This is a genomic window from Amycolatopsis sp. CA-128772 (genome assembly GCF_002904295.1).
Taxonomy (GTDB): Bacteria; Actinomycetota; Actinomycetes; order Mycobacteriales; family Pseudonocardiaceae; genus Amycolatopsis.
Window position 1 is genome coordinate 1 of the sequence record NZ_PPHG01000051.1, and the last position, 23,484, is coordinate 23,484.

A 23,484-nucleotide genomic window follows, 5' to 3' on the forward strand; every position below is an offset into this window, starting at 1 on the left:
CTCGCCGCCGCCCTGATGACCGCCCTCGGGGCCTTTCTGCCGCTCTTCCGGATCCAGCAGAGCTTCGGGCCCGTCCAGCGGTTCCTCGATGCCCAGATGACCGTCACCGAGACCGCCTGGGGCAGCTCCTTCGCGGTCCCCGGTCAGGAGGTCGCCGAACAGACCGGCTCGCCGGTCGGGATTCCGCTGCTCTTCGCCGTCGTCGTGCTCGTGGCCGGCGGGCTCGCCCTCTTCGTGCGGCCCGGGGCCGGGCGGTGGGTCGTCGCCGCGGGGGCCGTTTTCGCCTCCGGGGTGGTCGCCACCGTCGGGATGGACGGCATCGGGTGGTCCGTCGCCACCGGGGGCGAGCAGCTCGACGTCACCCTCGCGCCCGGGATGTGGCTGCTGATCGGCGGGACCGTCGCCGCGGCCGCCGCGACCGTGCTCGCCTGCCTGCCCCTGCGGCAACCCGGCTGGGCCGATCCGGCCGTCGCCTACACCGACACCCCGACGCCACCCTCCGGCGTCGCCATCACCGTCCTGCCACCCGAAACGCCCGAAGCAGGCAACGGCAGGTAGAAGCGCGGCACTTACGCCGGGGGCGAACAACCTGCTCGGCGGCCGGTCGGCCGTTCAACACAGGTCACCGCGCATTTCCGACCCGGATCGCGCGGCTCGCCGACGCGCTCGCGGTGTCGGACGCCTGAGCCGATCTGTCAAGGAATACGGCCAAGACGGCGATGTGGATCAACCCGCCGGAGCAACCTTGGTACGGAAAACGCACACGGACTGCGGACACGCCCTGTGAAGCTGTTAGAGTCGGCGACACGCTTCGGGACGAGTGTGCCCCGAAGCGTTCCTGGCTTGCGTGCCAGTAGTGCTGTGTGTTCCTGCCGGCCACCGTGCCGGCCAAGCCGATCGTCGGTTAGGACAGCCGACGACGCCGAGGAGGTCCCCCGCGTGCTCAGCGCCTTCCGCTCGGCTCTCGCGACGCCGGATCTACGCAAGAAGATCCTGTTCACGCTAGCCATCGTCGCGGTTTACCGAATCGGTGCGACCATTCCGGCGCCCGGCATCTCATACGGTGCCGTACAGGCTTGTAGTTCCCAGGCGCAGCAGGAGGGCGTCTACCAGCTGCTGAACCTGTTCAGCGGTGGTGCGCTGCTGCAGCTGTCGCTCTTCTCGACCGGCATCATGCCGTACATCACGGCCAGCATCATCATCCAGCTGCTCACCGTGGTCATCCCGCGGTTCGAGGAGCTGAAGAAGGAAGGGCAGTCCGGCCAGGGCAAGCTGACCCAGTACACCCGGTACCTGACGATCGCGCTGGCGATCCTGCAGGCCACCGGAGTGGTCGCGCTCGCGGACCGCAAGCAGCTCTTCCCCGACTGCCAGTCGCCGATCATCCCGGACAACAGCGTCTACTCGCTGGCCATCATCGTCATCACGATGACCGCGGGCACCGCCGTCATGATGTGGCTGGGCGAGCTGATCACCGAGCGCGGTGTCGGCAACGGCATGTCCGTCCTGATCTTCCTGAACATCGCCGCGCGCATCCCGGTCGAGGGCGGGAACATCCTGTCCAACGGCGGCGGCATCGCGCTGACGATGATCTGCATCTTCGGCCTGGTGATCATCGCCAGCGTCATCTTCGTCGAGCAGGGGCAGCGCCGGATCCCGGTGCAGTACGCCAAGCGCATGATCGGCCGCCGGATGTACGGCGGCACGTCGACCTACCTGCCGATCAAGGTCAACCAGGCCGGCGTCATCCCGGTCATCTTCGCGTCGTCCCTGCTGTACCTGCCGGACCTGATCAGCCGCCTCGTCGGCGACCAGAACAGCAACTCCGGCTGGCAGGTGTTCGTCAAGAACTACATCGTGAACCAGTCCAGCTGGGTGCACATCGCGCTGTACTTCGGCCTGATCATCTTCTTCACGTACTTCTACATCACGATCACGTTCAACGTGGACGAGCGTGCGGAAGAGATGAAGAAGTTCGGTGGCTTCATCCCGGGCATCCGCCCGGGCCGCCCGACCGCCGAGTACCTGAGCTTCGTCCTGGGCCGGATCACCCTGCCCGGTTCGCTGTACCTGGGCATCATCGCGATCCTTCCGAACTTCTTCCTGTCGGTGACCGGTAGCGGGAACAACCAGAACTTCCCGTTCGGTGGCACGGCTGTGCTGATCATGGTCGGTGTCGGCCTCGACACCGTGAAGCAGATCGAAAGCCAGCTGATGCAGCGCAACTACGAAGGGTTCTTGAAGTGACGCGTCTGGTTCTCGTGGGTCCGCCCGGCGCGGGCAAGGGTACGCAGGCGGTGGCCCTGTCGGAGCAGCTGCGCGTCCCGCACATCTCCACGGGTGACCTGTTCCGCGCGCACGTCGGCCAGGAGACCCCGCTGGGCCAGGAGGCGAAGCGCTACCTGGACTCGGGTGAGCTCGTCCCCGACTCGGTGACCAACGAGATGGTCCGCGAGCGGCTCGCCGAGCCGGACGCCAAGGTCGGCTTCCTGCTCGACGGCTTCCCCCGCAACACGAAGCAGGCCGAGGTCCTCGGCGAGATCCTGGGCGACGCGGACGTGTCGCTCGATGCGGTGATCCAGCTGCAGGTCCCGGAGGACGTCGTCGTCGGGCGGCTCATGTCGCGCGGCCGCGCGGACGACACCGAAGAGGTCATCCGCCGCCGTCAGCAGATCTACGTGTCGGACACCGCGCCGCTGCTGGAGTACTACGCCGGCATCCTGGTGACCGTCGACGGCGTCGGCAGCGTCGAAGAGATCTCCGGGCGGGTCCTGGACGCCCTGCGCGACCGCACGTGAACCTCGGAGGACTGCGTGTTCTGCAAGTGCTCCGGCGCGGGCGCATGATCGAGGTCAAGACCCCGGACGAGCTGCAGGCGATGCGGGCGGCCGGCCTGGTCGTCGCCCGCACGCTCGCCGCGGTCCGCGCCGCCGCGAAACCGGGTGTCAGCACCGCCGAGCTCGACGAGCTGGCGGAGCAGACGATCCGGGACGCCGGCGCGGTGCCGTCGTTCAAGGGCTACCACGGCTTCCCGGCGTCGATCTGCGCGTCGGTGAACGAGCAGATCGTCCACGGCATCCCGGCGAAGTCCCAGGTGCTGACGGACGGCGACATCATCTCCGTCGACTGCGGGGCGATCCTCGACGGCTGGCACGGCGACTCCGCCGTCACGCTGGCCATCGGCCAGGTCGCCGACGCCGACCGCGCGCTGTCCGCGGCCACCGAGGCGGCGATGTGGGCCGGCATCGAGGCGGTCACCCCCGGCGGCCGGCTCACCGACATCTCCTTCGCCGTCCAGTCCGCCGCCGAGCGCGCGGGCCGCGACGACGGCATCGAGTACGGGATGATCGTCGAGTACGGCGGCCACGGCATCGGCCGGCAGATGCACATGGACCCGTTCCTGCCGAACGTCGGCAAGCCGGGCAAGGGCCCGCGGCTCAAGCCGGGCATGGCCCTGGCCATCGAACCGATGCTGACCGGCGGCGGCGGCGAGACCCGCGAGCTCGACGACGGCTGGACGGTCGTCACGGCCGACGGCTCCCGCGCGGCCCACTGGGAGCACACCGTCGCGATCACCGAAGACGGCCCCTGGGTGCTCACCGCGCCGGAAGACGCCTGACCCGCGCTTTCACCCACACGAGGTGATCGCCATCACGTCCACCTGCACGGTCCTTTAGCATGGTCACCCCCGGTTTGGGGGTCGCGACACGACCTGCGTACACTGTCAAGTCGGCGCACTTATCGCGCCCGGATCCTGCGCGCTCGTGAATTCACGGTCTAGGGAGCCGGGCACCAGTGTGCCACGCACCACCCCAACCCGGCACTAGTGCTCGAGTTGATCACGGGTGTGGCGGCCGACGTTGCTGACAAGGCAGTGCAGCTGACAAGGAAATGCGGAGGACATGGCGAAGAAAGACGGGGCCATCGAGGTCGAAGGCCGCGTAGTCGAGCCGCTCCCCAACGCGATGTTCCGCGTCGAGTTGGAGAACGGTCACAAGGTCCTGGCACACATCAGCGGCAAGATGCGGCAGCACTACATCCGCATCCTGCCCGAGGACAGGGTTGTCGTGGAGCTCTCGCCCTACGACCTCTCTCGTGGTCGCATCGTCTACCGCTACAAGTGATCACGACGAGTAGCCTTCGGGGGTTCCGGGTGGCGGAGCCCCCGGCCCGGGGCGAAGCCCCGGATGTCACAGAAGCAGGAGAGCAGAAGACGTGAAGGTCCAGCCGAGCGTCAAGAAGATCTGCGACAAGTGCAAGGTGATCCGCCGTCACGGCCGGATCATGGTGATCTGCGAGAACCTGCGGCACAAGCAGCGGCAGGGCTGATCGCCAAGCACTCGAGCAGAGTGGATTGACGGCTACACAACCTCCCCGCACCTGCCGGGTCATGCGAATGATCCGGTTCACCCCCGGGCTTCAGGCCGGGGCCGGGACACCCGAAGCGCAAGCCGAGGGCACGACAGGCGAGTCGGTCCCGGAACCGGACGGGGAGCAGACCTGAAGATGAAACCGAAGAAGGAGCATCAACGCCAATGGCACGACTCGCTGGCGTAGACCTCCCCCGCGAAAAGCGGTTGGAGATCGCGCTTACCTACATCTACGGCATCGGCCGTACCCGCTCGAAGCAGCTCATCAAGGCTGCCGAGCTCAACGCGGACACCCGCGTCAAGGACCTCAGCGATGACGACCTCGCGAAGCTGCGTACGTACATCGAAGAGAACTTCAAGGTCGAGGGTGACCTTCGCCGTGAGGTGAACGCCGACATCCGTCGGAAGATCGAGATCGGGTGCTACGAGGGCCTTCGCTGGCGCCGCGGACTTCCCGTCCGTGGTCAGCGCACGAAGACGAACGCCCGCACCCGCAAGGGTCCGAAGAAGACGGTCGCCGGCAAGAAGAAGGCTGGCAAGAAGTGAGCGTCCAGGGCAAGAAGGTCGTGCAGATGGGTGGCGTTCACCGCCGCGGCTCGGCTTGTGTCTCGCCCAAGGCGCTCTACGCCCGCCCGATGGCGCTCCGCAACCTGTACACCGACGCCGGTTCGATCATCCGGCGCGGCCAGGCCGAAGCGGTCGCCGCTCACCAAGAGAACGCGCGCTAACAGGAGAACCCTCAGAACATGCCACCGAAGTCTCGTACTGCGGCCGGGGCCAAGAAGGTCCGCCGCAAGGAAAAGAAGAATGTCGCGCACGGTCACGCGCACATCAAGAGCACCTTCAACAACACCATCGTCTCGATCACGGACCCGACCGGTGCCGTGATCGCGTGGGCGTCGAGTGGGCACGTGGGCTTCAAGGGCTCCCGCAAGTCCACCCCGTTCGCCGCGCAGATGGCTGCTGAGAACGCGGCCCGCAAGGCTGCCGAGCACGGCATGAAGAAGGTCGACGTCTTCGTGAAGGGCCCGGGTTCGGGCCGCGAGACGGCGATCCGCTCGCTGCAGGCGGCCGGCCTCGAGGTCGGCACCATCCAGGACGTGACCCCGCAGCCTCACAACGGCTGCCGCCCGCCCAAGCGGCGCCGGGTCTGAGGAACGGGGAGGAGTAAGAAGAAATGGCTCGTTACACCGGCCCCGCGACGCGTATTTCGCGTCGCCTCAAGGTTGACCTCATCGGCGGCGACCAGGCTTTCGAGCGTCGCCCCTACCCGCCGGGCCAGCACGGCCGCGGGCGCATCAAGGAGTCCGAGTACCTCCTGCAGTCGCAGGAGAAGCAGAAGGCTCGCTACACCTACGGCGTTCTCGAGCGTCAGTTCGTCCGGTACTACAAGGAAGCCGTCCGGCGTCCGGGCAAGACCGGTGAGAACCTGCTCCAGATCCTCGAGTCCCGCCTGGACAACGTGATCTACCGCGCCGGCATCGCCCGCACCCGCCGTCAGGCGCGTCAGCTGGTGAGCCACGGCCACTTCCTGGTCAACGGCCAGAAGGTGAACGTCCCGTCGTTCCAGGTCACCAAGTGGGACATCATCGACGTGCGGCCGAAGTCGTTCGCGATGCTGCCGTTCGTGGTGGCCAAGGAGTCCTTCGGCGACCGCCCGATCCCGGCGTGGCTGCAGGTCGTCCAGTCCAACCTCCGCGTGCTGGTCCACCAGCTCCCGGAGCGTGCGCAGATCGACGTTCCGGTTCAGGAACAGCTGATCGTCGAGCTCTACTCGAAGTAGTCCGGCCCCGGTCGGAATACGGGCGGCGGCGCAACAGGTGCGCCGCCGCCGCGCCATCCCTTCGACGTCATATGGCGGGCGTCGTCTGGAAAGGAATTAGGAAGAAATGCTGATTTCCCAGCGGCCGGCTCTCGGCGAAGAGACGGTCAACGAGACCCGCTCCCGGTTCACCATCGAACCGCTGGAGCCCGGCTTCGGCTACACGCTCGGCAACTCGCTGCGTCGTACGCTGCTGTCGTCCATCCCGGGCGCGGCCGTGACGAGCATCCGCATCGACGGCGTGCTGCACGAATTCACCACCGTTCCCGGGGTGAAGGAAGACGTCACCGACATCATCCTGAACCTCAAGGAGCTCGTGGTGTCCTCGGAAGAGGACGAGCCGGTCACCATGTACCTGCGCAAGCAGGGCCCGGGTGAGGTCACGGCGGCCGACATCGTGCCGCCGGCGGGTGTCACCGTGCACAACCCGGATCTGCACATCGCGTCGCTGAACGGCAAGGGCAAGCTCGAGATCGAGCTCGTCGTCGAGCGCGGCCGCGGTTACGTTCCGGCCCTGCAGAACAAGCAGGCGGGCGCGGAGATCGGCCGGATCCCGGTCGACTCGATCTACTCGCCGGTGCTCAAGGTGACCTACAAGGTCGAGGCCACCCGTGTCGAGCAGCGCACCGACTTCGACAAGCTGATTCTGGACGTCGAGACCAAGCCGTCGATCACGCCGCGCGACGCGGTCGCGTCGGCCGGCAAGACGCTGGTGGAGCTGTTCGGTCTCGCCCGCGAGCTGAACGTCGACGCCGAGGGCATCGAGATCGGCCCGTCGCCGCAGGAAGCGGACACCATCGCCGCCTACGCGATGCCGATCGAGGACCTGGACCTCACCGTCCGGTCGTACAACTGCCTCAAGCGCGAGGGCATCCACACGGTGGGCGAGTTGGTCTCGCGCAGCGAGGCGGACCTGCTCGACATCCGGAACTTCGGCGCCAAGTCGATCGACGAGGTCAAGCTCAAGCTCGTCGGCCTCGGCCTCGCGCTGAAGGACAGCCCGCCCGGGTTCGACCCGACCGCGGCGGCCGCCAGCTACGACGGTGAAGGCTGGTCGGAGGGTGTCGGTGGCATCGCCGACGGGATTTCGGACGGCCACGACGATGGCCAGGACTACGCAGAGACCGAGCAGCTCTAGGGCTCTGTGCCTGGACGCTGCGAGCTGAACTAGTAGGAGAACCAATGCCCACCCCTACCAAGGGAGCCCGGCTCGGCGGGTCGTCCGCGCACGAGCGGCTGATCCTGGCCAACTTGGCCACGCAGCTGTTCGAGCACGGCAAGATCACGACCACCGAGGCGAAGGCCCGCCGGGTCCGCCCGCTGGCCGAGAAGCTGATCACGAAGGCGAAGCGGGGCGACCTGCACAACCGTCGTCAGGTGCAGAAGGTCGTCCGTGACAAGGACGTCGTGCACAAGCTGTTCGCCGAGATCGGCCCGCACTTCGCGGAGCGCGCGGGTGGCTACACCCGGATCACCAAGACGATGCCGCGCAAGGGCGACAACGCCGCCATGGCCGTCATCGAGCTGGTGGCCGAGAAGACGGTGACTTCGGAAGCCGAGCGCGCTCGCAAGACGAAGTTCGCCAAGGACGAGAAGGCTGCTGCCCCGGCCGCCGAGGAGACCACCACCGAGGCGCCCGCCGCTTCGGAGGAGGCTCCGGCGGCCGAGGAGGCCAAGGCCGAGGAGACCACCGAGGCTCCGGCCTCGGAGGAGACCGACGCCGACGCCAAGAAGGACTGACGTCCTGACGGCCGATTCGACACCGGACGAGCCCGCCACTCCCTTCGGGGAGGGCGGGCTCGTTCGTCTGCGCCTGGACGTCTCCTACGACGGCACGGACTTCTCGGGCTGGGCCCGCCAGCCGGGCCGCCGGACGGTTCAGGGCGTCCTGGAGGAGGCCCTGCAGCGGCAGCCGCCGGGTGCTTCGGTACCCAAGTCCGTCGTCGTGGCGGGCCGCACGGACGCCGGCGTGCACGCGACGGGCCAGGTGGTGCACGTCGACGTGGTGCCCCTTTCCGAGCCTTCAGGGCGGCTTCCCGTGTCCCCGGAGGGCATTCCGGACCTGGACCGCATGACGGGCCGCTGGAACCGCCTGCTGCCGGGTGACGTCCGCGTGCTGGGTGCCCGGATCGCTCCCGAGGGGTTCGACGCGCGGTTCTCGGCGATCCGCCGTCACTACCGCTACCGCGTCTCGGACGCGCCCTGGGGCGTGGACCCGCTGCGCCGCAACGACACCGTGGCCTGGAACCGTCCACTGTCGACGGACGCGATGAACGCCGCGGCCGCGGAGCTGCTGGGCCTGCACGACTTCGCGGCGTACTGCAAGCAGCGCGAAACGGGCACGACGATCCGCGAGCTGCAGCGCCTGGAGTGGGAGCGGGTGGACGACCACCTGCTGGAGGTCCGCGTCTCGGCGGACGCGTTCTGCCACTCGATGGTCCGCAGCCTGGTCGGCGTGCTCCTCCTGGTCGGCGACGGCCGCCGAACCGACGCGTGGCCCGGAAAGGTCCTGCAGAGCGGCATCCGCGACAGCGCGGTGGCCCCGGCCCACGGCCTCACGCTGCTCGGCGTCGACTACCCGCCGGACGCCGAGCTGGCCGCGCGGGCGGAACAGACGAGGAACGTCCGCACGTCTCCCTGAAACGCCATGAGGGCACCCTCGTGGCCCGAGGGCGCCCTCACGAACGGTTGATCTCAGTCGCCGCGGCGGACCGGGCCCAGGAGCTGCTGCTCCTTGCTCGTCGTCACGAGCCTCAGCGGGCGCCAGAGGTTGCGGCCCAGGGCCACCACCTGGTCGTCCTTCAGCATCGTCAGCTGGCGCATCATCTGCGGCGGGAGGTTCCAGATGCGGCCCGCCAGCTCGGCCTGGCCGGCCGGGAGGCGCTGCATCAGCACCAGATCCGCCGCGTTGGCCGTCATGCCGGCCTGCGGGTGCAGGTACGGCAGCACGTACACCGTCGTCTGCCACGGCGAACGAGGCGGGAACAGGTCCTGCGGGGTCGGGCCGCCGTCCGTCACCACCAGGAGCGGGGCGTCCTCCGACGGCCGCGGCAGCTCGACCGGGGACAGCCGGCGGATCTGGACCAGCGGTGACGGCCGTCCGTCGCGGCTGCCGGCCGCGCGGGACAGCACCTGCCACTCCGTCGGGCGCCCGGTGGCCACCACGACCCACGCGCCGACGGCCATCGCGCGCATGGCGACCTGGCGGGCCAGGTACAGCCCGCCCACCAGCACGATGCGCGTCGGCGTCGAGCGCAGCGCCGAGATGGTCAGCGGCTCGCCCTTGAGGCCCGAGCCGAGCACGATGCCGCCGCGGTCGCCGGACGGGCTGATCGCGTCGAGCATCGCGGGGTCCACCGTGAACTCCGGTGCCACCCCGCTGTTCTGCCCGGCGTCGCGGACGCGGGAGCTCATGCCGTACCTCCGATCGGCAACGTCGCGGCGAACGCGGAGACCTGCAGGCCGCGCAGCGGCGTGAGGTCCACCCCCAGCCGCTCGGACAGCCCGTGCAGCCGCTGGTCGGCGGCGTCGAGCTCACGCGGGTTGCGGGCGCTCAGCCGGACCACGCCGCGCAGCCCGATCTTGCCTTCGTCGGACGCCGGGGAGATCGACATCGCCAGCGTCGCCGACAGCGCGCGGACGCTCGTCAGCGCGTTCAGGCTGCTGGTGACCTTGCCCTTCGGCCAGCCGGTGATGGCGTAGCTCGCGTGCCCGATCCCGGCCGCGGTCACGCCGGACCAGCGTTCCTGCAGCGTCACCTTCGCCGGCGAACCGGCCACGGAAGTCAGCTCGGCGGCCGAAATGCTCGCCCGCAGCAGCTCGTCCGGGTCGAGGGGCCGCGTCGGCACGCCCTGGGACTCCAAGGCGTTGCGCACGCGGGACAGCGCGCCGATCAGCGCGCGGTGGGCGCCGACGACGCCGCCGCCGCGCTCGCGGATCGCCGCCGGGCAGCGCTTCGGGTCGAGCCGGATCGCCACCCACGTCGTCCGCCGCGCCGCCGCGGGCAGCGGGCCCAGTACCTCCATGTAGGAGCTGAGCGCCGGCGAGTCCGACGGCAGCGCCGCGCTGCCCGGGTAGCAGTGCCAGATCATCTGGATGGAGTCGAGGACCACCCCGCGGTCCTCGAGGCAGGGCGCGAGCGCCGACAGCGGCAGGCTCGGCGCCCCGTCGGCCTGGGTGATCAGCGCCGGCGTCGGCTCGACGAGCAGCACCGCCGTCCACGTGCCGTCGTTCCAAGCGAGCCCGACCTGCTGGCGTTCGTGGTCGACGCCGTGCGCCACGACGAGGTCGGGCACGGCGATGCGCAGCAGGTTCACCCGGGCGTCGTCGGGCCCGGTCACCGTGGTCTCTTCGGCGGCCATGGCCTCGACGCTGCTCGGCGGCAGCGGGTTCGCGACGCGGTCGTGCGAGCGGAAGGTGTAGCGCAGCGTCAGGCCGACCCACTGGGTGAACCAGCGGCCGCGCCAGCGCAGCAGGGCGACGATGAGGGCGAAGGCGACGATGCCGATGCCGACGTACTTGAGCGACATGTCGATCGCGAGCAGCACCAGGCCGATCGCGAGGCCGACTTCGAGCACGACGAGGTTGGCCACGGGCAGCGGGCCGAGGGTGACGCCGGCCGACCGGCGCCGCGCGGGCGGGGCCATCCGGGCCGGACCGGACGGGGGAGTGGCGGGACCGCTGTCGTCGGGCCCCTGGGGGCCGCCGGAGCCGCCACCGGGACCGCCGGGGCCACCGCCGCCGGGCCCACCGGGTCCGCCAGGGCCGCCGCTGCCGGGGCCACCGGGCCCACCAGGTCCGCCGCTACCGGGGCCACCGGGCCCACCAGGTCCGCCGCCACCGGGCCCACCGGGTCCGCCGCTGCCGGGACCACCTGGGCCGCCGCTACCGGGTCCGCCAGGACCAGCTGGACCGCCGCTACCCGGTCCGCCGGGTCCACCACCCGGGCCGCCGGGACCGGGGCCTGGGCCGCCGGGGCCGGGACCACCGGGGCGTCCGCCGGGGCCGCCGGGAACCGGGCCGGGGCCGCCAGGGCCGCGCGGGGGCATGCCGGGGCCACCAGGAGCGCCCGGGATCCCGCCGGGGCCCCCGGGAACGCCACCGGGTCCGCCAGGGCCGCCCGGCACCCCGCCCGGACCACCGGGTCTGCCCGGCCGCGGCGGCGGGCCCGGCTGGCGACCGGGCGGCGGGGGCCCGGGCGGACCAGGCGGACGTGGCGGGTTGGTGACGGACATCGCCGCTTTCTCTTCCCCTCGTGCTTGCTGCGTACCCGGAAGCCGGGTCCCGGGGTGCCCGACCCTAGTCCGAGTTGGTAGAAACCCCACACCAGACGGTCCCCGTACGGCTATCCTGCGGAACCGTACCGTGACGGGGAGAGCTGTAGGTCGAGAATGCCATCAACACCCACGACTAAGTCTCAGGTCCAGGCGTACCAGTTCGTCCTGCGGCGGATGCAGTCGGCGCTGGTCCGGCGGGACGCGGTGATGCTGCACGACCCCATGCGCACCCACACGCGGGCCACGATCGTCGGTGTCGTGCTGGGGGCGCTCGGCATGATCGTGTTCGTCGTCTGGGGGCTGCTCAGCCCGGCGCCGTCGGTGCCCGCGGCCGGGAACATCGTGATCGGCGAGCAGTCCGGCACCGTCTACGTCGTCACGGGAAACCCGCGGAAGCTGATCCCGACCTTCAACCTCGCCTCGGCGCGCCTTCTCCTGCTGGCGCAGAGCAAGCAGCCCGGCGGCGGCACCGGTGGCGCGGCCGCGACGCCCGCCCCGGCCGCGGCGGGTGCGGCCAGTGTGAAGAATCCCACGGTCGTTTCCGACGAGCAGTTGAAGGACATTCCGCGCGACAAACTGACCGGAATTCCGGACGGCCCGCAGCTGATCCCGACGGATTCCCAGCGGATCACCCCCAATTGGGCGGTCTGCGACCAGGTCCAGCTGGAACCGTCGCTGCCGAACCCCGACACGGGCCGGACCAACACCTACGTCTTCGGCGGCATCGCGCCCACCGGCCTGGGCACCGAGCTGGGCGAAAACGAGGCCCTGCTGGCGAAGGCCGACAACGGCAAGACCTACCTCGTCTACCGGCTGCCGAGCTCGCGCAACCGGCCGAACGCGAACACCGTGCGCGCCGAGATCGACGTCGACAACCCGAACGACGCCGTCCGGACGGCGCTGCAGCTGCCGCCCACGCCGCGGAAGATCACGCAAGGCCTGCTGAACGCGATCCCCGAGGTCGCGAAGCTGAGCCCGCCGAAGATCGCGGACGGGACGGCCCCGGCCAACTTCGACGGCCTGACCACGGGCGACGTCTTCGCCACCCAGCAGGCCGGCGAGACGACGCCGAACTACTGGGCGATCACCCGCGGCGGCATCCAGCGGGTGTCCAACGCGGTGGCCGACATCATCCGCGTGGCGAAGAACGGCAGTTCCGGCCGGATCCAGACGCTTGGCCCCGACAAGCTCGCCGGGGTGCACACCCTGCAGCCCACCGACCCCGACTACATCCCGGTCGACGACTTCCCGCGCTCGGTGCCGACGGTCCTCGACGCGACGAAGAACTCCTCGGTCGCCTGCCTCGGCTGGTCGCTGGTCGGGTCCGGCCCGGACCAGGACGGCCACACCTCGGTGTACGTCGACACCCAGCTGCCCGGCCAGAAGAGCACCGGCGACAAGTTCAGCCCGATGACGGTGACCACGCCGGGCCCGAACCGGGTGCCGCTCAACGGTTTCTACCTCAAGCCCGGGTTCGCCGCGGTGGTCCAGTCCGCCACCGGCAAGGCCAGCTTCGGCAAGGGCCAGATCCAGCTGATCTCCGACCGGGGCGTCCGCTACAGCGTCCCGGACGCGCAGACCGCGGACGCGATCGGCCTGAACAACCGGCAGCCGGCCCCCGAGTCGATCATCGGCCTGCTGCCGACCGGGGCGTCGCTGAACACCCAGGACGTGCTGCGGCAGTTCGACTCGGTGCCGATCGACCCGAACGCGGGCACCTACCCGACCGCGGCCGCGCAGCCGGGCAACTGAGCGGAACCGCCGGGCCCCGGCGGGCGTCCCACGCTCGAACGTCGTTCCAACGAGCGGAGGTGCCGTGGCCGGCTTGAGGATGGACGGCGTGGTCGTCGCCCGGTACGCCGTGACGGCCGACGCCGCCGCGGACGACCTGGACGCGGCGGCGACCGAGGTCGGTGGCGACGTCACCGACGAGTCCTACGGGGCACTGGGCGCGCAGATCGGCCTGGGTGCGTCGTACGGGCGCGCGGCGGGGGCGTTGCGGCGGCAGCTGGCCGACGGCGCCGAAGCGCTGCGCTCGGCCGCGGAGGCGCTGCGGCAGGTGACGGTCCGCCACGGCGGTCAGGACACCGAAGCCGCCGAGCTCATCAAGCGGGCCGGGCGGCTCGGATGACCGCCGTGGCCCCCGGTGGCGAAGACATCTCCGCGGCCGCCGAACCGTACCTGGACTACCTCTCGGACCTCGCGCAGCAGCTCGGCCTGATCGACCCGGTCGAGACGTACTTCCGGCCGCTGCTCGGCCGCTGGGCCGACCTCGGCGCCGAGGCCGACCGCCTGCGCCAGGCGGCGTCGGCCGCGGCCGACGTCTCCACGCGCCTCGACGACCAGCTCGGCCGCCTCGACGCGGGCTGGGAGGGCCGCGACGCGGACGCGTTCGTGGCGTACATGCGCGAAATCGGCGCGGCGGGCGGCGACCTCCAGGAGGCGCTCACCACCCTGGCCGCCGCGCTCGACGACCTGGTGACAACGCTGCGCCACATCGTCGTCGACCTGGTGGAAGTGCTGGTGGATGCGGCGGAGCTGACGTCGGAGACGATGCTGCTCCCGAGCGGCGGCACCCAGCGCGTCCGGGCCCAGCTGCAGGAGACGCAGGACTCGGCGAAGGCGCTGTACGAGACCGCGCGTGACGTCCTGGAGGCGTTCGACCGGTTGTGCGACGGCGTCGACGACCCCGACGCGGCGTCGCGCACGATCGAGATCCGGCACCGCTACCCGCAGGAGAAGTTCAAGCTCCACGACGACGCGTTGAACGAAGCCGGTGAAGGCACGGATCCGGCTTCGGTCGCGCCTCCGGCCTCGGCCGACGAGGTGATGACGCCGTCTTCGGCGAGCGACCCGGCGGAGGGCCGCCACACGGGCGCGGCCGACCCGGGTGCGACCGCCGACGCGCCGCCGGCCCCGCAGACCCCACCGGCGGAGCCGGACCACAGCTCGTCGTCGTCCGGCATGCCGATGATGCCGATGATGGGGTTCGGCGCCTTCGGCACGGGCGGCCAGGGCCGCCGCCCGTCGAAGACGCGCCCGGTCACGAAGTCCGCGGACCTGCTGGGCGAACCGGGCCTGGTCGCACCCCCGGTGATCGGCGAGGACGAGAACCCGCAGCCGAAGAAACCCCCGGCACCGCCCGCGAACTGACCTCAGCGGCGGCGGGGGCCGCTTTCGGCCGGGCGGTTGCGGCGGATCGTGTGCATCACGAACAGCGTGATCAGCAGGGCGAGCACGCCGCCCGCGGTGCCGGCCAGCGCCACGATCACCGGGGTCGAGCTGTGGTCGTTCGCCGGGGGCAGCTGGGCCAGCTGCGGGGCCGGGATCGGGGCCTGGTTGCCCACCTCCGACGGCAGCACCTGCGTCAGCGCCGCCACCGGGTCGACCACGCCGTAGCCGACGAAGTTGTCGCGGCCGCCCGGGGCCGCCGGGTGCTGGGCCGTCTCCTTGATCCGGTTGATGATGCCCTTGGCGTCGAGCTGCGGGTACTTGGCCTTCACCAGCGCCGCCAGCCCCGCGACGTACGGCGCCGCGAAGCTCGTGCCCTGGATTTCGCTGGCCTTGTCGCCGTTCTCGAACGTCAGGTTCGCCAGGCTGCTCGACCCCTCGGCCGGGTCGAGCGAGATGATCTTCGTGCCGGGCGCCGCGACGCCGACCCACGGGCCGTGCACGCTGAACTGCGCCACGCCGCCGGACTCGTCGATCGCCCCGACCGACAGCACGTCGTCGGCGAACCACGGCGGCGTCACGATCGTCTTCGGCTTCCGCGCGTCCGGCTGGTCGTTCTGCGGGCAGGTGTCCGTCGCGTTGCCGGCGGCCGCGACGACCACGATGCCCGCCTTCGCCGCGAAGTGCACGGCCGCCTGGACCTGCTGCTCGCCTTCGGTGATCGAACCGGTGGCCGGGCGGCAGTTGTCGACCGACATGTTGATGACGTCGGCCTCGTGCCGGTCGGCGATGCCGCGGATAATCTCGGCCAGCGTCTTCAACGTGCCCGCGGTGCCCGCCTTCTCCAGCTGGCGGCCGCCGTTGGACTGGCCGGGCGACGTCCCGTCGCCTTCGCCGCTGCCGCCGCCACTACCCGGCGGCGGGCTGGTGCTCGACGACGGCGTGCCCCCGGTGCTGCTCGGCGGCGGCGGTGTCGGGGTCGACGTGTCGGGTTCGTAGTTCTCGCTGAGCTGGCGGTAGGAGACGATCGTGGCGTCCGGGGCGACGCCGACGAACCCGACCTCCGGGTTGTCCGGCTTCGCCCCGATGATCCCGGCGACCTCGGTGCCGTGGCCGTCGCAGTCCTCGAGCCCCGGTTGCTGGCCCTTCGTCGGCGTGGCCACGTAGTCGCCGCCGGACTTGAGCCGCTCCTGGAACCACGGGTGCTTCGTCACGCCGGTGTCGATCACCGCGACCTTGACGCCCCCGCCGGCGCTGCCGGTGGCCGCCTTGACGATGTCCTGCGCCTTGGAGATCTGCAGGTACTCCTGGCCCCACGGCCGGTTCTTGATCTCGATGTTCTGCCCGAGGGTGCTGCGCTGCACGCAGCCCTTCGTCTGCTTGTACCGCTTGTCGGGTCCCCCCGAGTCCGGGATCAGCTTGCTGTCGTCGACCGGCGGCGGCGTCGCGAAGTAGCCGTCGGCCGGCGCGGCCTGGGCCCACGCGGGCACCGCGAGCGCCAGCGGCGACAGGAGGCCGATCGTGCCGGCCAGCAGGGCCGTCGTGGTCCGCCGGGTGGCGCCGGGACGCCGTGCTGCTGCCATCGGAGATTCACCCGATCCGGTCACTTGAAGTTCAGGTGCCGCAGGGTGGTGTAGAGGTCCATCACACCCAGGGCGAGGGGCAGCACCGACGCGATGCAGACCGCTTCGATGATCTCCACGGTGCGCCGCAGCGGCGGCGAGAACCGCTGGTTCGGGAAGATGACGCCGACCACGAGCGCCCCCGCGGCGAGCAGGACCAGCGCGCCGAAGACGTAGAGCAGGCGGTGCTGCGCGTCGGCCGTGATCAGCCAGCCGATGGCGATCCCGGTGGCCGAGACCAGGCCGGTGGTGAGCAGCGCGATGGCCTGGCTGCCGTTGGCGTACGCGCGGGCGCGCAGGAGCAGGACGAGCGTCGCGACGACGCCGAGGATGATCCCGAACGCGCCCGGCGCGGTGGCGGCGATGATCGCGGACACCGCGACGGTCGCCCCGCAGCCGACCATCAGGCCGGTCATGTAGTTGTGCGCGACGGCCGTGCGGCGCTCGATCGCCCGGTAGTCGGGGAAGCCGGAGTCTTCCTTCAGCTCTTCGGCGTTGCTGGGGACGTGCGGCAGCGGCAGCTTCGCGAGCCAGATCGTGGCGCGCGGCAGGATCGAGATGCAGGCGAGGGCGACCGCGACGGTGCCGGCCGCGATCCCGGCGGCGGGGTGCGCGACGAGCGTGCCGAAGAGGAAGGCCAGGCCGCCGAACGTGCCCGCGGTGGCCGCCGCGATGAACGTCGTGATGCCGGCGCCGATCACCATGATGCAGACGGAGGCGACGATGATCACCAGGACCGCGCCGAGCAGCAGGTTCGCCCGCATCGACAGGCCGGGCACGATGTAGAAGCCGCTGACGAAGGCGAGCGGCAGGCCACCCGCGGCGGCGATCAGCACCCCGGTCGGCTCGGCCTGGTAGCCCTTGGCGAGCGTCGCGCCGACCGCGACGCACGCGATCGCGCCGATGCCGCCGGCGATGGCCGCGCCCAGCGCGTTGCCGCCGTAGAGCGACCCGCTCATGAACAACGCGATGGCGGCGGCGAACAAAGCCAGCCCGCCGGCGACGTGCCCGAACCGGTTCGCGGTCTCCTTGGTCCAGGGGCGGAAGCTGTCGGGGGAGGACTCGGCGATGGCGTCGACGACGTCGTCGTACAGCGGCGGCGGCGGGTTCTCGTTGCGCTTGCGCAGCTGCAGCAGCTCACCGTCGACCACGCCGAGCGAGGCCAGCGTCCGGCTGGGGTCGAGCGGGGCGTCGCCGAGCTTGGCCAGCGCCCAGCCACCGTGCCGCGCCCCACCGTCGGCCGAGGTCTCCTTGGCCATGTCCAGCAGCATCGGCAGCAGATCGGCCACGGCAACGTCGGCGGGCAGCGCAACATCGATCCGCGTGGAGGGCGCGACGACCGTCACCCTGCTGAAAACTGTCGTGCCCGTGGCCACTGCACTGCCCCCGCTCGGTCGATACTGCTCCCGGGGGAACTTATACCGAACCCCGGCGCGGGCATCATGGAACGTCCGAAATTCACCGGCAACCACAGCTCAGCGCCGGAACGCCCGAGGTATCGGTGGCGGGTGGGCTGGGCCGCCGGGGGTTTTCGGCCGCTTGTTTCGCGCAGGGCGGCTGGCCACCGCACTCCGCGCCCTGCGCTCGCTCGGCGCTGCGCGGGCGGGGGTACGGAGTGCGGTGTCCGGGGCACGCGGATCTCGGCGGCAACCACAGCTCAGCGCCGCGATCGCCACATTACTGTCGGTGCCGGGCCGTACACTCGCCTGACGACGACGGGCAGCGTTCACGAGGGTTCCGGCATCCGGCGGAATTCCCCAGGGCCGTTCGATAGGTTGTCCGCACACCTTGCGGTGGCCGCCATCGTCGAGTTTGAAGAGGGGTCCTTCGATGAGCACGCTGCAGTTCAAGAAGTCGCCGCGGCTGGCGGCACCGCGTCCGCCGGGCGGTGAGGTGCACCTCGAGCCGCCGCCCGAGGTGCCTCGGGTCATTCCCGGGAACATCGTCATGAAGGCGCTGCCGATCGTGATGATCTTCGCGTCGATCGGGATGATGGTCTTCATGTTCACCGCCTCCGGGCGGAACCCGATGATGATGGCCATGGGCGGCATGATGGTCGTCGGGACGCTCGGGATGATGGCCGGCGGTGGCGGCAAGGGCGGCGGCGCCAAGCGCGCCGAGATGGACGAAGACCGCAAGGACTACCTCCGCTACCTCGGCCAGATGCGCGACCGGGCTCGCGAAGCCATGGTCGACCAGCGTGCCGCCCTGGAGTGGGTGCACCCCGACCCCCAGTCACTCTGGTCGCTCGCCGCCAGCCGCCGGATGTGGGAACGACGGCAGAACGACCAGGACTTCCTGCACCTGCGCGTCGGGCGCAGTTCGCACCGGCTCGCGACGCGGCTGGTCCCGCCCCAGACCGGGCCCGTCGACGAGCTGGAGCCGATCGCCACCCTCGCGCTGCGCCGGTTCGTGCGCGCGCACTCGATCGTTCCCGACCTGCCCACCCAGATCACCCTGCGCGGGTTCGCCGCGGTCAGCATGCAGGGCGACCGCGCGCTCACCCGCGGCCTCACCCGCGCCATGCTCGCGCAGCTGGTTTCCTTCCACAGCCCCGACGACGTGCTGATCGCGGTCGCCACCGCGGGCCGGGCGAAGGAGGAGTGGGAGTGGGCGAAGTGGCTGCCGCACGTCCAGCACCCCACGCTGTCGGACGGCATCGGCCAGCTCCGCATGATGGCCGGCTCGCTGGCCCAGATCGAAGACTGGCTCGACGAAGAACTCCGTGACCGCCAGCGCTTCTCCCGCAACGCCACGCCGGCGCCGGACCAGCCGCACGTCGTCATCATCATCGACGACGCCGAGGTCACCCGCGAAGAGCAGATCGTCCTGGAGGAGGGCCTGGTCGGCGTCACGCTGATCGACCTGTCCGACTCCCTCGGCAACCTCGCCGCCCGCCGCGGCCTCCGGCTGGTCGTGGAGCCCGACAGGCTGGGCGCGCGCAGCGCCGGCGGCGTCGAGTGGTTCGGCCGCCCGGACACCCTGAGCCTGGTCGAGACCGAGTCGCTCGCCCGGCTCATCTCGCCGTACCGCGTCGGCGGTGCCGCGGGCCAGGACATCGGCGACGAAGAGCCGCTGCTGTCCAACCCGTCGCTGCTGGAGCTGCTCGGCATCCCGGGCGACCCGATGACCTTCGACGTCCAGCAGGCGTGGCGGCCGCGGCCGATCCGCGACCGCTACCGCGTCCCGTTCGGCGTCGGCGAATACGGCCAGCCGGTCGAGCTGGACATCAAGGAAGCCGCCGCCGAAGGCATGGGCCCGCACGGCCTCTGCATCGGCGCCACCGGTTCCGGCAAGTCCGAGTTCCTCCGCACGCTGGTGCTCGGCCTGCTGTCCACGCACTCGTCGAGCACGCTGAACTTCGTCCTCGTCGACTTCAAGGGTGGCGCGACGTTCATGGGCCTGGACAAGGCCCCGCACGTCTCCGCGGTCATCACCAACCTCGCGGACGAGGTCACGCTGGTCGACCGCATGAAGGACGCGCTGGCCGGCGAAATGAACCGGCGTCAGGAAGCGCTGAAGAACGGCGGCAACTTCAAGAACGTCTGGGAATACGAGAAAGCCCGCGAAAACGGCGCCGACCTCGACCCGCTGCCCGCGCTCTTCATCGTCTGCGACGAGTTTTCCGAACTGCTGAGCGCGAAGCCGGACTTCATCGACCTGTTCGTCGCCATCGGCCGGCTGGGCCGGTCGCTGCAGATGCACATGCTGCTCGCCTCGCAGCGCCTCGAAGAGGGCAAGCTGCGCGGCCTCGACTCGCACCTGTCGTACCGGATCGGCCTCAAGACGTTCTCGGCCGCGGAGTCCCGCGCCGCGATCGGCGTGCCGGACGCGTTCGAGCTGCCGTCGGTCCCCGGTGGCGGGTACCTCAAGTACGACACGTCGACCCTGGTGAGGTTCAAGGCGGCCTACGTCTCGGGCCCGTACCGGCCGGCCGGCCTCAAGGCGGCGGGCCCGGCGGCGACCGTGGTCCGCGCGGACAAGCGGCCGCAGCTGTTCGTCCCGGACTTCGTCGAGCTGCCGAAGGAGCCGGAGCCGCAGCAGATCGAGGCGCCGGTGCCGCAGCAGCCGCAGTCGGAAGAGGCGGTCGAACCCAGCGAGCTCGACGTCATCGTCTCGCGGCTGGTGGGCCAGGGCCCGCCGGCGCACGAGGTGTGGCTGCCGCCGCTGAAGGACCCGAACTCGCTCGACACCCTGCTGCCGAACCTGAACCCGACCGACGACCGCGGCCTGTCCCCGGTGGGCTTCTTCGGCAACGGGCGGCTGCAGGTGCCGCTGGGCATCATCGACCGGCCGTACGAGCAGCGGCGCGACCCGCTCTGGGCGGACTTCTCCGGCGCGGCCGGGCACGGCGTGATCGTCGGCGGCCCGCAGACCGGCAAGTCGACCATGCTGCGGACGCTGATCATGTCGATGGCGCTGACGCACACGCCCGAGGAAGCGCAGTTCTACTGCCTCGACCTCGGTGGTGGCACCCTGGCCGGGCTCGCGGACCTGCCGCACGTCGGTGGCGTCGCGGTGGCCCGGCGCGAGCCGGACAAGGCCCGCCGGATCGTGGCCGAGCTGACCACCCTGCTCACCGAGCGGGAAGGCCGGTTCGGGGCGATGGGCATCGACTCGATGACCGAGTTCCGCAACCGCAAGCGCCGCGGCGAGATCCGGGCGGACCAGGACCCCTTCGGCGACGCGTTCCTGATCGTGGACAACTGGCGCGCCCTGCGCGACGACTTCGAGGAGCTCGAGGCCACGATCACCCGGCTCGCCACGCAGGGTCTGTCCTACGGCGTGCACGTCGTCATCGCCGCCAACCGGTGGGCCGACATCCGCCCGGCGATCAAGGACATGATCGGCACCCGGTTCGAGCTGCGCCTCGGTGACCCGACCGAGTCGGACATCGACCGGCGCATCGCGGTGAACATCCCGGCCGGGCGCCCGGGCCGCGGCCTGACCCGGGAAAAGCTGCACATGCTCGGCGGCCTGCCCCGGATCGACGGCTCCAGCGACCCGGAGACGATCGCGGCCGGCGTGGCCGACGCGGTGGCGAAGATCAAGGGCGCCTGGCGCGGCCGCGTCGCGCCGCAGGTCCGCCTGCTGCCGGAGCTGATCACCTACGAGGACGTGCTCAAGCTCGACGGCGCACGGGAGTCCAAGCTCATCCCGATCGGCGTCAACGAAGAGGACCTGCAGCCGATCTACCTCGACTTCAACGCCGAGCCGCACTTCTACGCGTTCGCGGACGGCGAGTCGGGCAAGACGAACCTGCTGCGGCAGATCGCCCGGGGCATCTCGGAGCGCTACACCGCCAAGGAAGGACTCATCCTGCTGGTCGACTACCGGCGCACGATGCTCGGGTTCGTCCAGGGCGACTCGCTGCTCGGGTACGCGGTGTCGGCGGCGCAGCTGGAAAGCATGATCAACGACGTCTTCAACTCGATGACGCGGCGCCTGCCCGGCCCCGACGTCACGCAGGAACAGCTGAAGACGCGGTCGTGGTGGAAGGGCCCGGAGCTGTTCATCCTGGTCGACGACTACGACCTGGTCGCCACGTCGAGCACCAACCCGCTGCGGAAGATCTCCGACTTCCTGCCGCAGGCCAAGGACGTCGGCCTGCACCTGGTGGTCGTGCGGCGCACCGGTGGCGCGAGCAAGGCGATGTACGACCCGATCATCGGCAAGCTCAAGGAGATCGCGGCGCCGGGCATGGTGATGAACGGCTCGCGCGACGAAGGTGCGCTGGTCGGCAACATCAAAGCGAGCGCGATGCCGCCGGGCCGGGGCAACATGCTCACCCGCAAGTTCGGCAAGCAGCTCATCCAGGTGTCGTGGATCCAGCCCGACTAGGTACGGCGGTGGGGCGCCCGCGGGTGGGGGGTAGGTTCCTCCCCGGGGACGCGCCCCGCCGGCTGGGCGCGGGGGAACGCGACGAAAACTGTGTTGTCTTCGGGAGCTGCTGGTGACGGTCCGGGTTGCGGTGGACTTCGGGACCTCGAGCACCTGCGTCGTCGCTTCGGTGAACGGGCGCGAGCCGCAGGTCGTGGTGATCGACGGCCAGCCGCTGATGTCCTCGGCGGTGTACGCGGCGGCGGACGGCACGCTGTTCGTCGGCCAGGAGGCCGAGCGGCAGGCGGCCGTCGACCCGTCGCGGTACGAGCCGAACCCGAAGCGCCGGATCGACGAGGGCGAGCTGCTGCTCGGCGAGAACGTCCTGCGGGTCACCGACGTCGTGCACGCCGTGCTGGGCCGCGCGGTGGCCGAGGCGCGCCGGCTGGCCGGTGACGCCGAGATCGACCTGCTGGTGCTGACTCACCCCGCGGACTGGGGCGCGATCCGCACCCGGCTGCTGCGGCAGGCCGCGGGCGGGCTGGCGCGCGAGGTCGCGCTGGTACCCGAGCCGGTCGCGGCGGCGGTCTACCACGCGGCGACGTTCGCGCCGCAGGACGTGACGAACGACCGCACCGTCGAGTTCAGCGGCCGCCCCGGCGACGCGCTCGCGGTGCTCGACCTCGGCGGCGGCACGGTCGACGTCAGCGTGGTGCGGCGGCTGCCGCCGGAGACCGGGCGGGACCGCGCCGGGCGTCCGCAGCGCGGCGGCTTCCAGGTGCTCGCCACCCGCGGCGATCCCGGCTTCGGCGGCGCGGACATCGACCAGGCGCTGCTCGAGCACATCGGGTCCCTGGTGTCCGCGGCCGACACCGACGCGTGGCGCCAGCTCGTCGAAGGGCGCGAGCTGGTCGACCGGCGCCGGCGCCGCGTGCTGCGCCAGGACGTGCGGGGCGCGAAGGAGACGTTGTCGCGGCACGCCTACACCGACGTGCCCATGCCGCCGCCGTTCGCCGACGCGCACGTGACCCGTGAGGACCTCGAACGGCTGATCGCGGCGCCGCTGGGCCGGGCCGTCGAGCTGACGGTCGCCGCGATCGGCGACGCCGGCCTGCGGCCGAAGCAGCTCACGGCGATCTTCCTGGTCGGCGGGTCGAGCCGGATCCCGATGATCTCCCGGCTGGTGCACGAACGCACCGGCGTCGTGCCGACGAGCCTCGACCAGCCCGAGACGGTCGTCGCGCGCGGCGCGCTGCGGGCGGTGCTGGTGGACCCGGACCGCACCGGCGCGCTGCCCGGCGAAGCGATGGCCCGGCTCGGCGCGGCGCCGGCCGGCCCGGCGGCGCAGCGCACGGAGGTCGTCCGGCCCGGCGACGTCGCCCCGCGCCCGGCCCCGCCGCGCA

22 protein-coding genes are annotated in these 23,484 nt (G+C 71.0%); 18 read left to right on the plus strand and 4 right to left on the minus strand.

Annotated features, from left to right (window positions below):
- The 13 genes from C2L59_RS18260 to truA form a co-directional block, all read left to right on the plus strand.
- Positions 1–558 (plus strand): hypothetical protein (locus C2L59_RS18260; protein ID WP_233223550.1); only part of this gene is annotated, 558 nt, incomplete at its 5' end.
- A gap of 381 nt (positions 559–939) precedes the next feature.
- Positions 940–2,247 (plus strand): preprotein translocase subunit SecY, encoded by a 1,308-nt coding sequence (gene secY / locus C2L59_RS18265; protein WP_103350710.1) that lies wholly within the window; start codon positions 940–942, stop codon positions 2,245–2,247.
- Positions 2,244–2,798 carry an adenylate kinase gene (locus C2L59_RS18270; protein WP_103350711.1) on the plus strand — a complete coding sequence of 185 codons (555 nt, stop codon included), beginning with the start codon at positions 2,244–2,246 and terminating at the stop codon, positions 2,796–2,798. The genes secY and C2L59_RS18270 overlap by 4 nt, the downstream gene beginning before the upstream one ends.
- Positions 2,799–2,842: 44 nt before the next feature.
- A complete protein-coding gene (gene map / locus C2L59_RS18275; protein ID WP_103350712.1) occupies positions 2,843–3,619 on the plus strand; it encodes a type I methionyl aminopeptidase in 777 nt (258 codons plus the stop codon).
- 283 nt (positions 3,620–3,902) lie between these two features.
- Complete coding sequence (gene infA / locus C2L59_RS18280) at positions 3,903–4,124, plus strand: translation initiation factor IF-1 (protein ID WP_004558881.1); 222 nt, start codon at positions 3,903–3,905, stop codon at positions 4,122–4,124.
- 91 nt (positions 4,125–4,215) lie between these two features.
- Positions 4,216–4,329 (plus strand): 50S ribosomal protein L36, encoded by a 114-nt coding sequence (gene rpmJ, locus C2L59_RS18285; protein WP_004558882.1) that lies wholly within the window; start codon positions 4,216–4,218, stop codon positions 4,327–4,329.
- 206 nt (positions 4,330–4,535) lie between these two features.
- On the plus strand, positions 4,536–4,916 hold the full coding sequence (gene rpsM, locus C2L59_RS18290; RefSeq protein WP_004558883.1) for a 30S ribosomal protein S13: 381 nt from the start codon (positions 4,536–4,538) through the stop codon (positions 4,914–4,916).
- Positions 4,913–5,098, plus strand: a complete 186-nt coding sequence (locus tag C2L59_RS18295; RefSeq protein WP_004558884.1) for a hypothetical protein — start codon at positions 4,913–4,915, stop codon at positions 5,096–5,098. Before rpsM ends, C2L59_RS18295 begins: the two co-directional genes overlap by 4 nt.
- 18 nt (positions 5,099–5,116) lie before the next feature.
- Positions 5,117–5,524 carry a 30S ribosomal protein S11 gene (gene rpsK, locus C2L59_RS18300; protein ID WP_004558885.1) on the plus strand — a complete coding sequence of 136 codons (408 nt, stop codon included), beginning with the start codon at positions 5,117–5,119 and terminating at the stop codon, positions 5,522–5,524.
- A 23-nt stretch (positions 5,525–5,547) separates the two neighbouring features.
- Positions 5,548–6,153 carry a 30S ribosomal protein S4 gene (gene rpsD / locus C2L59_RS18305; protein WP_103350713.1) on the plus strand — a complete coding sequence of 202 codons (606 nt, stop codon included), beginning with the start codon at positions 5,548–5,550 and terminating at the stop codon, positions 6,151–6,153.
- 106 nt (positions 6,154–6,259) lie between these two features.
- Positions 6,260–7,330 carry a DNA-directed RNA polymerase subunit alpha gene (locus C2L59_RS18310; RefSeq protein WP_004558887.1) on the plus strand — a complete coding sequence of 357 codons (1,071 nt, stop codon included), beginning with the start codon at positions 6,260–6,262 and terminating at the stop codon, positions 7,328–7,330.
- A 44-nt stretch (positions 7,331–7,374) separates the two neighbouring features.
- Complete coding sequence (rplQ, locus tag C2L59_RS18315) at positions 7,375–7,932, plus strand: 50S ribosomal protein L17 (protein ID WP_103350714.1); 558 nt, start codon at positions 7,375–7,377, stop codon at positions 7,930–7,932.
- Positions 7,933–8,005: 73 nt separating this feature from the next.
- A complete protein-coding gene (truA, locus tag C2L59_RS18320; RefSeq protein WP_103350715.1) occupies positions 8,006–8,833 on the plus strand; it encodes a tRNA pseudouridine(38-40) synthase TruA in 828 nt (275 codons plus the stop codon).
- Positions 8,834–8,886: 53 nt separating this feature from the next.
- On the opposite strand, the gene C2L59_RS18325 is transcribed toward truA, so the two are convergent.
- On the minus strand, positions 8,887–9,606 hold the full coding sequence (locus tag C2L59_RS18325; RefSeq protein WP_103350716.1) for a hypothetical protein: 720 nt from the start codon (positions 9,604–9,606) through the stop codon (positions 8,887–8,889).
- Positions 9,603–10,838 (minus strand): type VII secretion protein EccE, encoded by a 1,236-nt coding sequence (eccE, locus tag C2L59_RS18330; protein ID WP_103350724.1) that lies wholly within the window; start codon positions 10,836–10,838, stop codon positions 9,603–9,605. Before eccE ends, C2L59_RS18325 begins: the two co-directional genes overlap by 4 nt.
- Before the next feature lie 744 nt (positions 10,839–11,582).
- On the opposite strand from eccE, the gene eccB reads away from it, so the two are divergent.
- The 3 genes from eccB to C2L59_RS18350 all read left to right on the plus strand — a co-directional run bounded on the left by eccB (position 11,583) and on the right by C2L59_RS18350 (position 14,621).
- Positions 11,583–13,220: a type VII secretion protein EccB gene (gene eccB, locus C2L59_RS18340; RefSeq protein ID WP_103350717.1), complete on the plus strand. Its 1,638-nt coding sequence runs from the start codon at positions 11,583–11,585 to the stop codon at positions 13,218–13,220.
- Positions 13,221–13,284: 64 nt separating this feature from the next.
- Complete coding sequence (locus C2L59_RS18345; protein WP_233223551.1) at positions 13,285–13,599, plus strand: hypothetical protein; 315 nt, start codon at positions 13,285–13,287, stop codon at positions 13,597–13,599.
- Positions 13,596–14,621, plus strand: a complete 1,026-nt coding sequence (locus tag C2L59_RS18350) for a WXG100 family type VII secretion target (RefSeq protein WP_103350719.1) — start codon at positions 13,596–13,598, stop codon at positions 14,619–14,621. Before C2L59_RS18345 ends, C2L59_RS18350 begins: the two co-directional genes overlap by 4 nt.
- Positions 14,622–14,623: 2 nt before the next feature.
- Here the strand turns inward: C2L59_RS18350 and mycP are convergent, their stop codons facing one another.
- Both mycP and eccD read right to left on the minus strand, forming a co-directional pair.
- Complete coding sequence (mycP, locus tag C2L59_RS18355; protein ID WP_103350720.1) at positions 14,624–16,222, minus strand: type VII secretion-associated serine protease mycosin; 1,599 nt, start codon at positions 16,220–16,222, stop codon at positions 14,624–14,626.
- 20 nt (positions 16,223–16,242) lie between these two features.
- Positions 16,243–17,607: a type VII secretion integral membrane protein EccD gene (eccD, locus tag C2L59_RS18360; protein WP_103350721.1), complete on the minus strand. Its 1,365-nt coding sequence runs from the start codon at positions 17,605–17,607 to the stop codon at positions 16,243–16,245.
- 484 nt (positions 17,608–18,091) lie between these two features.
- On the opposite strand from eccD, the gene eccCa reads away from it, so the two are divergent.
- Both eccCa and C2L59_RS18370 read left to right on the plus strand, forming a co-directional pair.
- Positions 18,092–22,102, plus strand: coding sequence for a type VII secretion protein EccCa (gene eccCa, locus C2L59_RS18365; protein ID WP_103350722.1), 4,011 nt, complete (start codon positions 18,092–18,094; stop codon positions 22,100–22,102).
- 112 nt (positions 22,103–22,214) lie between these two features.
- On the plus strand, positions 22,215–23,484 hold a 1,270-nt coding region (locus C2L59_RS18370), incomplete at its 3' end, for an Hsp70 family protein (RefSeq protein ID WP_146060398.1).